General features: G+C 52.3%; 11 protein-coding genes. 5 read left to right on the top strand and 6 right to left on the bottom strand.

The window, feature by feature from the left end; translation table 11 throughout:
• The first annotated feature begins 129 nt into the window (after window positions 1–129).
• Entirely contained in the window at window positions 130–789 is a 660-nt protein-coding gene (gene yghB, locus ACJHW7_RS12870) for a DedA family general envelope maintenance protein YghB (RefSeq protein ID WP_000268414.1), read from the top strand.
• 39 nt (window positions 790–828) lie between these two features.
• On the opposite strand, the gene yqhC is transcribed toward yghB, so the two are convergent.
• Entirely contained in the window at window positions 829–1,728 is a 900-nt protein-coding gene (gene yqhC / locus ACJHW7_RS12875; protein WP_001298382.1) for a DNA-binding transcriptional regulator YqhC, read from the bottom strand.
• Between the two features lie 193 nt (window positions 1,729–1,921).
• Here yqhC and yqhD point away from each other — a divergent pair, with 193 nt between their 5' ends.
• The 4 genes from yqhD to yqhH all read left to right on the top strand — a co-directional run bounded on the left by yqhD (window position 1,922) and on the right by yqhH (window position 5,451).
• Complete coding sequence (gene yqhD / locus ACJHW7_RS12880) at window positions 1,922–3,085, top strand: alcohol dehydrogenase (RefSeq protein ID WP_001058802.1); 1,164 nt, start codon at window positions 1,922–1,924, stop codon at window positions 3,083–3,085.
• Between the two features lie 104 nt (window positions 3,086–3,189).
• The gene (dkgA, locus tag ACJHW7_RS12885) at window positions 3,190–4,017 is read left to right on the top strand and encodes a 2,5-didehydrogluconate reductase DkgA (RefSeq protein WP_040234941.1); all 828 of its coding nucleotides are present in this window, start codon (window positions 3,190–3,192) and stop codon (window positions 4,015–4,017) included.
• Window positions 4,018–4,216: 199 nt separating this feature from the next.
• Window positions 4,217–5,143: a YbjP/YqhG family protein gene (locus ACJHW7_RS12890; RefSeq protein WP_024250049.1), complete on the top strand. Its 927-nt coding sequence runs from the start codon at window positions 4,217–4,219 to the stop codon at window positions 5,141–5,143.
• A gap of 50 nt (window positions 5,144–5,193) precedes the next feature.
• Window positions 5,194–5,451 carry a lipoprotein YqhH gene (gene yqhH, locus ACJHW7_RS12895; protein WP_000848528.1) on the top strand — a complete coding sequence of 86 codons (258 nt, stop codon included), beginning with the start codon at window positions 5,194–5,196 and terminating at the stop codon, window positions 5,449–5,451.
• Between the two features lie 42 nt (window positions 5,452–5,493).
• Here yqhH and ACJHW7_RS12900 read toward each other — a convergent pair whose 3' ends face one another.
• From ACJHW7_RS12900 to ACJHW7_RS12920, 5 genes are all read right to left on the bottom strand, one after another.
• The gene (locus ACJHW7_RS12900; protein WP_040234938.1) at window positions 5,494–7,713 is read right to left on the bottom strand and encodes a YgiQ family radical SAM protein; all 2,220 of its coding nucleotides are present in this window, start codon (window positions 7,711–7,713) and stop codon (window positions 5,494–5,496) included.
• 110 nt (window positions 7,714–7,823) lie between these two features.
• A complete protein-coding gene (gene ftsP, locus ACJHW7_RS12905; RefSeq protein ID WP_000059395.1) occupies window positions 7,824–9,236 on the bottom strand; it encodes a cell division protein FtsP in 1,413 nt (470 codons plus the stop codon).
• A gap of 74 nt (window positions 9,237–9,310) precedes the next feature.
• The gene (gene plsC, locus ACJHW7_RS12910) at window positions 9,311–10,048 is read right to left on the bottom strand and encodes a 1-acylglycerol-3-phosphate O-acyltransferase (RefSeq protein ID WP_000965712.1); all 738 of its coding nucleotides are present in this window, start codon (window positions 10,046–10,048) and stop codon (window positions 9,311–9,313) included.
• 233 nt (window positions 10,049–10,281) lie between these two features.
• Window positions 10,282–12,540, bottom strand: coding sequence for a DNA topoisomerase IV subunit A (gene parC, locus ACJHW7_RS12915; RefSeq protein ID WP_001281841.1), 2,259 nt, complete (start codon window positions 12,538–12,540; stop codon window positions 10,282–10,284).
• Between the two features lie 137 nt (window positions 12,541–12,677).
• A complete protein-coding gene (locus ACJHW7_RS12920; RefSeq protein WP_040234936.1) occupies window positions 12,678–14,285 on the bottom strand; it encodes an ABC transporter substrate-binding protein in 1,608 nt (535 codons plus the stop codon).
• Between the last annotated feature and the right edge of the window lie 94 nt (window positions 14,286–14,379).

Genomic DNA, 14,379 nt, shown 5'->3' on the forward strand with positions numbered 1-14,379 from the left:
TTTGGACAATTTTGCAGACATTTAATTGTGAAAAGTCTTAAATTGTTGCGTCCGGGATCAAGGCGTCCCGGACGAATCAGGAGTACAATAGGCAGATAAAGGCTTAAACGCTGTTCCACAGGAAAGTCCATGGCTGTTATTCAAGATATCATCGCTGCGCTCTGGCAACACGACTTTGCCGCGCTGGCGGATCCTCATATTGTTAGCGTTGTTTACTTTGTCATGTTTGCCACGCTGTTTTTAGAAAACGGCCTGCTGCCCGCCTCATTTTTGCCAGGCGACAGCTTGTTGATACTGGCAGGCGCATTGATTGCCCAAGGGGTTATGGATTTTCTGCCTACGATTGCGATTCTGACCGCCGCAGCAAGTCTGGGCTGCTGGCTAAGTTATATTCAGGGGCGCTGGTTAGGGAATACCAAAACGGTGAAAGGCTGGCTGGCACAGCTTCCTGCTAAATATCACCAGCGCGCCACCTGCATGTTTGACCGCCACGGTCTGCTGGCGCTGCTGGCTGGACGTTTTCTTGCATTTGTCCGTACGCTGCTGCCAACCATGGCGGGAATTTCCGGTCTGCCAAACCGCCGCTTCCAGTTTTTCAACTGGTTAAGTGGATTGCTGTGGGTCAGCGTGGTAATCAGTTTTGGCTATGCCTTAAGTATGATTCCGTTCGTTAAACGCCATGAAGATCAGGTAATGACGTTCCTGATGATCCTGCCAATTGCCTTGTTAACCGCTGGCTTGTTAGGCACGCTGTTTGTGGTGATTAAAAAAAAATACTGTAACGCCTGACGATTTTCCCCGTTCCCGGCTGCTGTACCGGGAACGTATTTAATTCCCCTGCATCGCCCGCATTCTTGCCGCATCTTCCCCCGGCGTCACACCGAAGTAACGTTTAAACTCACGGCTAAATTGCGATGCGCTTTCATAGCCGACGCGCATCGCTGCTGCGCTGGCCTTCATGCCGTCATGGATGATCATCATCCGCGCCTTATGCAGACGGTAATTCTTCAAATACTGCAACGGCGAGGTGCTGGTGACAGACTTAAAATTATGGTGGAACGCCGATACGCTCATGTTGGCTTCTGCCGCCAGTTGCTCGACGCTCAGGTTTTCGGTGTATTTATTCTCAATCCGTTTCAGCACGCGGCTAATCAGACTGAAGTGAGTCTGGCGACTGACCAGCGCCAGTAACGCGCCGCCGCAAGGTCCGGTCAGCACGTAGTACAGAATTTCGCGGATGATCTGTTTGCCGAGAATACGCGCATCCAGTGGTCGCTCCATCACGTCGAGTAACCGCTCCGCCGCGCATAAAATCTCTTCTGATAACGTGGCGGAGTTAATCCCGCTGGCTGCCATCGACGGCTGGAAATGCTCATCTTCGCCAATGTCCATCAACAGTTCCTGTAACTGCAAAATATCGACATTGAGACGCAACCCTGCCAGCGGCACCTCTGACGTGGCATAGGTTTCGCACTCAAACGGCAACGGCACCGTCAGCAGCAGGTATTCATTGGCATCATAACGAAACACGCGTTCATTGATATAACCGATTTTATGCCCGGAAAAGAGAATTATGATGCCAGGCTCGTACATCACCGGTGTACGTGCGAAAGGCGTCTCGCCATACAACAAACGCACATCGGGCAACAGTTCTGACAAACTATTTTCTTTATTTTTCAGTTTATTAACTTTATCCGCCAGCAAGCGGCAAATCTCTTCACGTTTCATATCGCGTAATTTCTTAGGAATAATGCGGCAATTTGATTGTGCGCAATTTTGTAGCATTTCTCCAGCACTCTGGAGAAATAGGCAAGACATAGGCAGAAATGAGCATTGAGAGCCAGGGCGCTGGCGATCACAATGAAAAACATCAGGCAGATCGTTCTCTGCCCTCATATTGGCCCAGCAAAGGGAGCAAGTAATGAACAACTTTAATCTGCACACCCCAACCCGCATTCTGTTTGGTAAAGGCGCAATCGCTGGTTTACGCGAACAAATTCCTCACGATGCTCGCGTATTGATTACCTACGGTGGCGGCAGCGTGAAAAAAACCGGCGTTCTCGATCAAGTTCTGGATGCCCTGAAAGGCATGGACGTGCTGGAATTTGGCGGTATTGAGCCAAACCCGGCTTATGAAACGCTGATGAACGCCGTGAAACTGGTTCGCGAACAGAAAGTGACTTTCCTGCTGGCGGTTGGCGGCGGTTCTGTACTGGACGGCACCAAATTTATCGCCGCAGCGGCTAACTATCCGGAAAATATCGATCCGTGGCACATTCTGCAAACGGGCGGTAAAGAGATTAAAAGCGCCATCCCGATGGGCTGTGTGCTGACGCTGCCAGCAACCGGTTCAGAATCCAACGCCGGTGCGGTGATCTCCCGTAAAACCACAGGCGATAAGCAGGCGTTCCATTCTGCCCATGTTCAGCCCGTATTTGCCGTGCTCGATCCGGTTTATACCTACACCCTACCGCCGCGTCAGGTGGCTAACGGTGTAGTGGACGCCTTTGTACACACCGTGGAACAGTATGTTACCAAACCGGTTGATGCCAAAATTCAGGACCGTTTCGCAGAAGGCATTTTGCTGACGCTGATCGAAGATGGTCCGAAAGCCCTGAAAGAGCCAGAAAACTACGATGTGCGCGCCAACGTCATGTGGGCGGCGACTCAGGCGCTGAACGGTTTGATTGGCGCTGGCGTACCGCAGGACTGGGCAACGCATATGCTGGGCCACGAACTGACTGCGATGCACGGTCTGGATCACGCGCAAACACTGGCTATCGTCCTGCCTGCACTGTGGAATGAAAAACGCGATACCAAGCGCGCTAAGCTGCTGCAATATGCTGAACGCGTCTGGAACATCACTGAAGGTTCCGACGATGAGCGTATTGACGCCGCGATTGCCGCAACCCGCAATTTCTTTGAGCAATTAGGCGTGCCTACCCACCTCTCCGACTACGGTCTGGACGGCAGCTCCATCCCGGCTTTGCTGAAAAAACTGGAAGAGCACGGCATGACCCAACTGGGCGAAAATCATGACATTACGCTGGATGTCAGCCGCCGTATATACGAAGCCGCCCGCTAAGCTTTTTACGCCTCAAACTTTCGTTTTCGGGCATTTCGTCCAGACTTAAGTTCACAACACCTCACCGGAGCCTGCTCCGGTGAGTTCATATAAAGGAGGAACGTATGGCTAATCCAACCGTTATTAAGCTACAGGATGGCAATGTCATGCCCCAGTTGGGACTGGGCGTCTGGCAAGCAAGTAATGAGGAAGTAATCACCGCCATTCAAAAAGCGTTAGAAGTGGGTTATCGCTCGATTGATACCGCCACAGCCTATAAGAACGAAGAAGGTGTCGGCAAAGCCCTGAAAAATGCCTCAGTCAACAGAGAAGAACTGTTCATCACCACTAAGCTGTGGAACGACGACCACAAGCGCCCCCGCGAAGCCCTGCTCGACAGCCTGAAAAAACTCCAGCTTGATTATATCGACCTCTACTTAATGCACTGGCCCGTTCCCGCTATCGACCATTATGTCGAAGCATGGAAAGGCATGATCGAATTGCAAAAAGAGGGATTAATCAAAAGCATCGGCGTGTGCAACTTCCAGATCCATCACCTGCAACGCCTGATTGATGAAACTGGCGTGACGCCTGTGATAAACCAGATCGAACTTCATCCGCTGATGCAACAACGCCAGCTACACGCCTGGAACGCGACACACAAAATCCAGACCGAATCCTGGAGCCCATTAGCGCAAGGAGGGAAAGGCGTTTTCGATCAGAAAGTCATTCGCGATCTGGCAGATAAATACGGCAAAACCCCGGCGCAGATTGTTATCCGCTGGCATCTGGATAGCGGCCTGGTGGTGATCCCGAAATCGGTCACACCTTCACGTATTGCCGAAAACTTTGATGTCTGGGATTTCCGTCTCGACAAAGACGAACTCGGCGAAATTGCAAAACTCGATCAGGGCAAGCGTCTCGGTCCCGATCCTGACCAGTTCGGCGGCTAACGTGCAAATTCTCCCGGTGGCGGTAATGTTCCGCTACCGGACTTTTCAGAAATCATTTATTCCCCTCGCGTCCCGCCCGTTGTTACTCTTCCTTGTTCAGGAATGCCAAATATAAGGACATCATCATGCAGAGCCGGAAGCTCTTAAAAGAACAACTCATCTATATCCGGGATAAACGCAACGGAGAGGTGAAAAACAGATGAAAATAATACTTCTGTTTTTAGCAGCCCTGGCAAGTTTTACCGTGCACGCACAGCCCCCCTCACAGACCGTAGAACAAACAGTCCGGCATATTTATCAGAACTATAAATCAGATGCCACTGCCCCTTATTTTGGTGAAACCGGAGAGCGGGCGATAACTTCTGCGCGTATTCAACAGGCGCTTACCCTGAACGACAATCTTACGCTGCCGGGCAATATTGGCTGGCTGGATTATGATCCGGTTTGTGATTGTCAGGATTTTGGCGATCTGGTGCTAGAAAGCGTAGCGATAACCGAAACTGACGCCGATCATGCCGATGCCGTTGTGCGCTTTCGTATCTTTAAAGATGATAAAGAAAAGACCACGCAGACACTGAAAATGGTGGCGGAAAATGGTCGTTGGGTCATTGACGATATTGTCAGCAATCATGGCAGCGTCTTACAAGCAGTTAATAGCGAGAATGAAAAAACGCTGGCCGCTTTAGCTTCGCTGCAAAAAGAACAGCCGGAAGCCTTTGTTGCCGAACTCTTTGAACATATTGCCGATTATAGCTGGCCGTGGACGTGGGTGGTTTCCGACTCTTACCGCCAGGCGGTCAATGCCTTCTATAAAACCACCTTCAAGGCGGCCAACAATCCCGATGAAGATATGCAAATAGAACGGCAATTTATTTACGACAATCCGATCTGTTTTGGCGAAGAGTCGCTATTTTCACGCGTTGATGAAATTCGAGTCCTGGAGAAAACCGCCGATTCCGCCCGCATTCATATTCGTTTTACGCTGACTAATGGCAACAACGAAGAGCAAGAACTGGTTTTACAACGGCGCGAAGGTAAGTGGGAAATCGCTGATTTTATCCGCCCGAACAGCGGCAGCCTACTTAAGCAGATTGAGGCAAAAACCGCCGCCAGATTAAAACAATGAGCTGAATTAAATAACAATTAGCCGGAACAATAAATAAAAGGGAACACTATATGAAAACGATTTTCACCGTGGGAGCTGTTGTTCTGGCAACCTGCTTGCTCAGTGGCTGCGTCAATGAGCAAAAGGTCAATCAGCTGGCGAGCAATGTGCAAACATTAAATGCCAAAATCGCCCGGCTTGAGCAGGATATGAAAGCACTACGCCCACAAATCTATGCTGCCAAATCCGAAGCTAACAGAGCCAATACGCGTCTTGATGCACAGGACTATTTTGATTGCCTGCGCTGCTTGCGTATGTACGCAGAATGATAAAAAAATCCCCGGCAGCATGTCAGTTGCCGGGGATTTTTTTTAACGTCCAACCGCCGCTTTAGGGCGTTTCTTCGCACCAGCATTCACCGGACGAGATTGCGTAGACGACGCTTTTTTTGCCGTAGCAGGCGTCTGACGCTGGGTCGCCATCGGCGTATGTTTCGTCAACGCCGGACGGGTATTGCGGTTCTGGCGACGAGCCTCACGCATCTCTTCAATGGTTGGCGCAGGCACTAAGCAATCGCGACGGCTGCCAATCAGATGCTTTTTGCCCATCGCTTCCAGCGCCTGGCGGATTAACGGCCAGTTTGCCGGATCGTGGTAACGCAACAACGCTTTATGCAAACGACGCTGTTTGTCGCCCTTCGGTACGAAGACGTCTTCACTCTTATAACCAATCTTCGCCAGCGGGTTTTTCCCGGTGTAATACATGGTGGTCGAGTTAGCCAGTGGCGATGGGTAGAAGTTCTGTACCTGGTCGAGACGGAAACGATGCTTTTTCAGCCACAGCGCCAAATTCACCATATCTTCATCACGCGTACCGGGGTGCGCAGAGATGAAATACGGGATCAGATACTGCTCTTTACCCGCCTGTTTCGAGTAAGTATCGAACAGCTCTTTAAAGCGGTCATAGCTGCCCATGCCCGGCTTCATCATCTTCGATAACGGCCCTTCTTCGGTATGTTCCGGGGCAATCTTCAGATAACCGCCGACGTGATGGGTCGCCAGCTCTTTGATATAGCGCGGATCTTCCACGGCGATGTCATAACGTACGCCTGAGGCGATGAGGATTTTTTTAATGCCTTTCAGATCACGCGCACGGCGATAGAGGTTGATCGTCGGTTCGTGGTTCGTGTCCATGTGCGGACAAATATCCGGGTAAACGCAGGACAAACGGCGGCAGGTTTGCTCAGCGCGTGGCGATTTGCAGCGCAACATATACATGTTGGCAGTTGGCCCACCGAGATCGGAAATTACGCCCGTAAAACCAGGAACGGTGTCGCGGATCGCTTCGATCTCATTAATGATCGAATCTTCCGAACGGCTCTGAATAATGCGCCCTTCGTGCTCGGTGATAGAACAGAAAGAGCAGCCGCCAAAGCAGCCGCGCATAATGTTGACCGAGAAACGGATCATTTCGTAAGCCGGAATACGGGCATTGCCATAGGCCGGATGCGGCACGCGCTTGTACGGCAGCGCAAAAACGCTGTCCATCTCTTCGGTAGAAAGCGGGATAGCAGGCGGGTTGACCCACACATAGCGATCGCCGTGTTTTTGCATCAATGCGCGGGCACAGCCTGGGTTGGTTTCGTGGTGCAGAATACGCGAAGCATGGGCGTACAGCACTTTATCGCCCTTCACTTTCTCGAAAGAAGGCAGCAACACGTAGGTTTTTTCCCACGGTTTCGGGCGCGGTGGCTGCACGGTTACGACTTTCGCTTCCTGCTTTTTCGGAGCAACAGGTTTGTTATCCGCACACGGCAAATCTTCGCCATACGGATGCGGGATCGGGTCGATTTTCCCAGGAGTATCAAGACGAGTAGAATCCACACCGCTCCAGCCTGGCAACGCCTCTTTTACGATAATCGCAGTATTACGCACATCGCGGATTTCACTAATCGGCTCGCCCATCGCCAGACGGTGCGCCACCTCCACCAGCGGACGCTCACCGTTACCAAACATCAGCATGTCGGCTTTCGAATCCACCAGCACGGAACGGCGCACGGTATCGGACCAGTAATCATAATGCGCGGTACGGCGCAGACTAGCCTCAATACCACCGAGGATCACCGGTACATCTTTCCACGCCTCTTTACAACGCTGGGTATAAACCAGTGTGGCGCGATCCGGGCGCTTACCCGCGACGTTATCCGGCGTGTAGGCATCGTCATGACGTAAACGGCGATCGGCGGTATAACGGTTGATCATCGAATCCATGTTGCCAGCAGTAACACCGAAAAACAGATTCGGTTTACCCAGACGCATGAAATCGTCTTTGCTGCTCCAGTCTGGCTGAGCGATGATCCCAACGCGAAAGCCCTGCGCTTCCAGCATACGACCGCAAATCGCCATCCCGAAGCTTGGGTGATCGACATACGCGTCGCCAGTAACCAAAATGATGTCGCAGCTATCCCAGCCAAGTTGATCCATCTCTTCACGAGACATCGGCAAAAACGGTGCCGGTCCAAAACAGGCGGCCCAGTACTGCGGCCAGGAGAACAGGTCGCGATCCGGTTGGATCAGGGAGATAGAGCTCATTTTGCTTCCAGAAATGATAAAAAAATAATCAAAGGCCGGGGATTATAAGCCGGAACGAAAGAGAAATCGAAAAGTATTCCATACTCGCCCTCCTCGGGCGAGTATGAAGATTACGGTACCGGATTGACCAATAGTTGCCCAATCGAGCCACGGTCCGCCATTTCCAGCGTCTGACTGTTGAAGTAGAACGGGAAGTGCGCCCAGGAAGGCTGACCGAAATAAACAAGCAGCTCCACTTGTCCGTCAACCCAAACGGTATCTTTCCAGCCTCTGTCTTCCGGGAACGGCATCGCGCCATTCACGTTACGGATCTGGAACATCACGCCTTCAATATGGAACGCTTGCGGCTCGTCCGCGCGTACCGTCCAGCGTTCCCACGTTCCTTGCTGCGCGGTGACATCAATACGGTTGACGTCCCACAGCTGTCCATTAATACCCGGGTCATCACCCAGACTGATATCGCGACTGCGAATCGGCGAACCGGCCATGATTTCAGTTGGCAGCAAGCGCATAGGAAGACTGTCTGTGACCAGCGGCAGAAGGCCGGTTGGGCGCAGCGTTAGCACCAGGGTAGAAACCAAAATGCTGGATGGCTCAAAGAAGCCACGAATACGATCAACAATGCTCGCCGCTTCACCACAGGTGATCGACACTTCATCACCGTTGCTCATATCCACCAGAATCTCGCGGCGCTCGCCCGGTGCCAGCGAAAGTTGCTTCACCGATACAGGAGCAGGCAGGAATCCCTGATCGCCAGAAATCACATGTAACGGGCGACCATCGCTCATCTGTAGTTGATAGCGACGAGAGTTCGACGCGTTCAGCAGTCGCAAGCGCACCCAGCCACGCGAGACTTCAACGTACGGGCTTTGCACACCGTTAACCAGCAGCGTATCACCAACAAAGCCGCCGCTTCCCGGTTCGTTGTATTCTGGCGTACCAAAGTTATCCAGCCGTTTATCCTGGATAATGACCGGAAAATCATCCACACCATAATGGTTGGGGATAGGCAGCGACTTGCTGACTTCATCTTCCACCAGCCACATTCCGGCAAGGCCGTTATAGACCTGCTGAGCCGTGCGGTTGGGAGTATTGGCGTGATACCACAGAGTAGCTGCGTTCTGGCGAATAGGCAGTACGGGTGCCCAGTCAGCGTTTGGCGACATCATCCGTGCCGGACCGCCCATCAGCGGGCCTGGTACCTGTAGCCCGGCCACCGTCATTGAGACATTTTCTGTCAGGCGGTTGCTGTAAATAAGCTTAACATCGTCGCCCTTCCAGACGCGGATAGTCGGCCCCAGGTAACGACCATTGATTCCCCAGACCGACGCGCGTGTCCCTGGCGTAAATGACCAGTGCGCACGTTGTACAGTCATAAACAGCGGTTGCCCACGGCGAGATTCAAGCAGCGGCGGAACGGGTAGCGGTTGCTGTTGCCCGGCTGCGCTGGCCTTCAGGGGAACAGCGCCTGCACAAAGTGCAATCCCCGATGCCTGAATGAACTGACGCCGACTGAGTGACATATTTGCTCCATGTAAAACTGGCTAAAGTAATACCGTGCAGGAAAGTGTTCCCCGCAAAAATACAGATTGCCGACTTAAACTTTTCCGGCGGCTTCGCGCTCTGCGACTTCTTTATCGAGCTCGGCGATTTTTTGTTCCATTATCGAACGACAATGGGCAGCCAGCTCACGAACCTGATCTTTGCCATACTGACTGACGTCAATTGGCGGCAGCATTTCGACAATCACCAGACCGTTGTGCAGTCGATTAAGATTAATCTTATTCGAAGTTGTAGAGACGCACACGGGAATAATCGGGACGCCTGCTGCAATTGCCGCGTGAAATGCTCCAGTCTTGAACGGTAGCAGGCCGCGACCACGGCTGCGGGTTCCTTCCGGGAACATCCAAATGGAAATACGGCGTTTTTTGAAATGATTCACTACTTCCGCAATAGTGCCGTGAGCTTTAGTGCGATTGTTTCTGTCGATCAATAAGTTGCCGGTTAACCAGTACAACTGCCCGAAGAAGGGGATCCACAGCAAGCTCTTTTTACCTACCGTCACCGTCGGCGGTTGCACAATGTTCGATGCTGTCACCATGTCATAGTTGTTCTGGTGGTTAGCGATATAGATAGCATTGCCGTAGCTTTCAGCATCTGCAGGTTTGCGGCACTCAACTTTCAGGCCGAACAGCGGCGCAAGACGACCAAACATATGCCCAAAGGTGGCCACATGTTTCGGGTTACGCGGGCTGAAAAGGCAGTAAATGGAGCCGAATACACAGACTAAGATGCTGTAAATCACGGTAATAATAAGACGAAAGATATATAGCATAACACCCTCTGAAGGTCTGAGAGACTGGCATTGTACGTCACCTGAAATCAGGTTAGGGCATTGTTAAAAGCCGCTCTCTGGAAAAGCGTATTGTTAATCGCAACGCATGAATAAACAACGGTTTCAAGGGAATTTTTATCGTTTCCGGGGGTTGAATACGCTGCCGGATGACGACTTAACGTTTCATCCGGCGTTCCTTGCAAGCGGGAGGAAACAGCGCCCTCCCCGGCATATTACTCTTCGCTATCACCGCTGCTGGCACGGCGAGGAGAGTCGATCTCAACACGATCGATACGCTGCAAACCGCGCATCAACGTACCGCGGCGTCCACGTTCGCCAGTGACTTTCTGTAGCTCTTCCGGACGCAGTTTAATTTTGCGTTTCCCAACATGAATGGTCAGCGTGCTTTGCGGCGGCAGAACGTACAGTTGCGCCAGACCATCCTCGCCACGCGCGGCTTCTGCCGATGGAATGTTGATAATCTTGTTGCCTTTGCCCTTCGACAGCTGCGGCAGATCACTTACCGGGAACATCAACATACGGCCTGCCTGAGTGATTGCCAGCAGCATATCGGAAGCATCTTCAATCACCACCGGCGGCATAACATGGGCATTTTCCGGTAAGGTGATCAAAGCCTTACCTGCACGGTTACGCGCCACCAGATCGTTAAAGGTGCAGACGAAACCGTAACCCGCATCGGAAGCCATCAGCAGTTTCTGATCGTCGCTTTCCATCAGCATATGGTCAACGGTCGCCCCAGGCGGCAACGTTAATTTGCCGGTGAGCGGTTCGCCCTGACCACGCGCCGACGGCAGCGTAATCGGGTCAATGGCATAGCTACGACCGGTGGAATCAACAAACACTACCGGTTGGTTGCTCTTACCTTTCACCGCCGCTTTGAAGCTATCACCCGCTTTATAATTCAGGCCCGGCGCGTCGATATCATGGCCTTTAGCGCTGCGTACCCAGCCCATCTGCGACAGCACAATGGTGACAGGTTCAGACGGCAGCATGTCGTGCTCGCTCATCGCTTTCGCTTCTTCGCGTTCCTGCAACGGCGAACGACGATCGTCACCGTAGGCTTGCGCGTCTGCCTGCAGTTCTTTCTTCAGCAGGTTATTCATTTTACGCTCGGAAGCCAAAATGCCCTGCAACTGGTCGCGCTCTTTTTCCAGCTCACTCTGCTCACCGCGAATCTTCATCTCTTCCAGTTTGGCAAGATGACGCAGTTTCAGTTCGAGGATCGCTTCCGCCTGGGTTTCCGTAAGGCCAAACCGCGACATCAGCGCCGGTTTCGGTTCATCTTCATTACGAATGATCTCAATCACTTCGTCGATATTGAGAAACGCCACCAGCAAACCTTCGAGGATATGCAGGCGCTTGAGGACTTTCTCCAGACGATAGTTCAGTCGGCGGCGCACGGTATCGCGGCGGAACACCAGCCATTCGGAGAGAATTTCCAGCAGGTTTTTCACCGCCGGACGACCATCCAGACCGATCATATTGAGGTTAATGCGATAGCTCTTTTCCAGATCGGTGGTAGCGAAGAGGTGGTTCATCACCTGATCCATATCCACGCGGTTGGAACGCGGCACAATCACCAGACGGGTCGGGTTCTCGTGGTCAGATTCATCGCGCAGATCGTCAACCATCGGCAGCTTTTTGTTGCGCATTTGCGCAGCAATTTGCTCCAGTACGCGCGCACCTGAAACCTGATGCGGCAATGCGCTGATAACCACCGCGCCATCTTCTTTCTTCCACACCGCGCGCATACGCACTGAACCACGTCCGTTCTCGTAGATTTTACGGATCTCGGCGCGCGAAGTGATAATTTCCGCTTCAGTCGGATAATCCGGCCCCTGCACGATATCCAGCAGCTGATCGAGCGTGGTTTTCGGCTGGTCGATTAATGCGATTGCCGCCTGAGCCACTTCACGCAGGTTATGCGGTGGAATATCGGTCGCCATGCCGACGGCAATACCGGTGGTGCCGTTAAGCAAAATGTTTGGCAGACGGGCAGGTAGCATTTTCGGCTCCTGCAAAGTGCCGTCGAAGTTTGGCACCCAGTCAGCCGTCCCCTGCCCCAGCTCGCTCAATAGCAGCTCGGAATATTTCGACAACCGGGATTCGGTGTAACGCATTGCCGCGAACGATTTCGGATCGTCCGGCGCGCCCCAGTTCCCCTGACCATCAACCAGCGGATAACGGTAAGAGAACGGCTGCGCCATCAGGACCATCGCTTCATAACAGGCGATATCGCCGTGCGGATGGTATTTACCCAGTACGTCACCGACGGTACGGGCCGATTTTTTAAATTTGGCGCTGGCATTCAGGCCCAGTTCAGACATCGCATACACAATGCGGCGCTGAACAGGTTTCAGACCATCACCAATAAACGGCAACGCACGGTCCATGATCACGTACATGGAGTAGTTTAAGTAGGCGTTTTCCGTAAATTCATGTAGCGCAAGGCGCTCTGCCATATCGCTCATTAATTCTGATTCCTCAACTTATTCGCCAGCCTTCAAAGGGGCAATATTGCCGGAGATACTACATTATCTGCCGCGTCGAGTCACAGGAGATCAGCGTGAATAGCGCCGCCGGACGTGCTCCGACGGCGATAAAGGCATCAATGTGCCTTGATATACAACTCTTTGCTGTAGACATAATCCTGGGGATTATGCAGCGGAAAACCGCCAACGTAGGGTTTAAGCAGTTTGATTAACGGCTGATAGTAGATAGGAATCAGCGGTGCCTGTTGGTTGATGATCACTTCTGCCTGCTGATACAACGCATTACGCTTTGTCGCATCAGTGATCTGCGTGGCCTGGTTTAGTAAGGCGTCATACTGTGCATTTTTCCAGTGACCGACGTTTTCTTCACTATCGCTTTTGAGCGTGTTCAGGAAGCTGGAAGCATCATTGTACGTCGCATCCCACGACTGCCGAGACAGCATGAAATCACCGGCTCGTCGGGCATCAAGATAGGTTTTCCACTCCATTGTGCGCAGCGTCACCTGTGCACCCAGCCATTTTTTCCATTCGGAAGACAACGCTATCGCGGTCTTTTCATGCAGATCGTACTTGTTGTAGAACAGCTCAAAGCGTAGCGGATGAGAGGCGTCGTATCCCGCCTGTTTCAGCAAGGCTTTTGCCATCGCGACGCGCTCACTCATTGGCTTTTGCAGTTCATCGAACGTCGTCGCGCTAAAGCCTTTTACCTCTGGCGGCGTCAGCGTGGTTGCGGGCGTCCTCAACCCCAGTACCTTTTGCGCAATAAGCTGTCGATCAACCGTAAGATATAGCGCCCGACGCACTCGCACATCGTTAAATGGCGGTTTCTCAAGGTTGAAGTTGTAATATTCGCTGTTCAGACGCGGAATAATTCGTAGCTCGCCAGGCAGTGATTTTTCAATGGCGGGAATTTGCTGCGCCGGAACCCAGGTGAGATCGACCTCTCCCGCGCGATAGCGGTTATAGCCGGTGACCGAATTATCCAGCGCCAGATACTCAACCTGTTGCAATACTGTATGTTGCGCATCGCGGTACTTTGGATTTTTGCGTGCAGTAATCTTTTCGTTAACTACCCACTGATCAAGCACAAAGGCACCGTTGTAAACCATGTTCTCTGGCTTACTCCAGCTATCGCCATGTTTAGCGATGACATGATGAGGAACCGGGAACAGCGTCGGCCAGGCGAGCATCGTCGTGAACCAAGGAACCGGCTGCTCAAGCGTAACTTCAAGAGTACGATCATCCGTCGCTTTGACACCCAGCGATGTAACATCTGCTTTACCCGCAACAATAGCCGCGGCATTGTTAATGTGCGCCTGTGCCAGATAGCCAGCAAAAGGGCTTGCCGTTTTCGGGTCAACCGCGCGCTGCCAGCCGAGGACAAAATCCTCTGCCGTCAGAGGCTGACCGTCGGACCACTGCAAACCGCTACGCAGATGGAAAATATAGCGCCTGCCGCCGTCCATTATCTCCCAGCGTTCAGCCTGAGCGGGCTGCACCTGGCCTTCACCGTCCATCCATACCAGACCTTCAAACAGATCCAGCACAATCTGCGCAGCAGTATTCTCCTCCACCTTTTGCGGGTCGAGCGTACCTGGGTCGCTATGATTGTTGTAACGAAAGACTTGTTGCGGGGCGAGCTGTGTGTTGGCGGGAACGTCAGCAGCGTAGAGAGGAGCCGCACTTACCAGGCTGACCAGCCATAATAAATTTCGCGTATACATGGTATTCCTTACCGGAGAAATTATAAGCCCAACAACAATACGCCTGTGGCATTGTTCGCTCAAACTTATCGCGAGTGATTTGGCTCACACTCCG

It is taken from the genome of Escherichia sp. WS1152, from assembly GCF_046487665.1.
GTDB lineage: Bacteria > Pseudomonadota > Gammaproteobacteria > Enterobacterales > Enterobacteriaceae > Escherichia > Escherichia coli.

Excerpts from the sequence above, each read along its gene's own strand:
- yghB (WP_000268414.1), top strand. The coding sequence starts at position 130 with ATGGCTGTTATTCAAGATATCATCGCTGCGCTCTGGCAACACGACTTT.
- plsC (WP_000965712.1), bottom strand. The coding sequence starts at position 10,048 with ATGCTATATATCTTTCGTCTTATTATTACCGTGATTTACAGCATCTTA.
- ACJHW7_RS12920 (WP_040234936.1), bottom strand. The coding sequence starts at position 14,285 with ATGTATACGCGAAATTTATTATGGCTGGTCAGCCTGGTAAGTGCGGCT.
- dkgA (WP_040234941.1), top strand. The coding sequence starts at position 3,190 with ATGGCTAATCCAACCGTTATTAAGCTACAGGATGGCAATGTCATGCCC.
- yqhD (WP_001058802.1), top strand. The coding sequence starts at position 1,922 with ATGAACAACTTTAATCTGCACACCCCAACCCGCATTCTGTTTGGTAAA.
- yqhC (WP_001298382.1), bottom strand. The coding sequence starts at position 1,728 with ATGAAACGTGAAGAGATTTGCCGCTTGCTGGCGGATAAAGTTAATAAA.
- ftsP (WP_000059395.1), bottom strand. The coding sequence starts at position 9,236 with ATGTCACTCAGTCGGCGTCAGTTCATTCAGGCATCGGGGATTGCACTT.
- yqhH (WP_000848528.1), top strand. The coding sequence starts at position 5,194 with ATGAAAACGATTTTCACCGTGGGAGCTGTTGTTCTGGCAACCTGCTTG.
- ACJHW7_RS12890 (WP_024250049.1), top strand. The coding sequence starts at position 4,217 with ATGAAAATAATACTTCTGTTTTTAGCAGCCCTGGCAAGTTTTACCGTG.
- ACJHW7_RS12900 (WP_040234938.1), bottom strand. The coding sequence starts at position 7,713 with ATGAGCTCTATCTCCCTGATCCAACCGGATCGCGACCTGTTCTCCTGG.
- parC (WP_001281841.1), bottom strand. The coding sequence starts at position 12,540 with ATGAGCGATATGGCAGAGCGCCTTGCGCTACATGAATTTACGGAAAAC.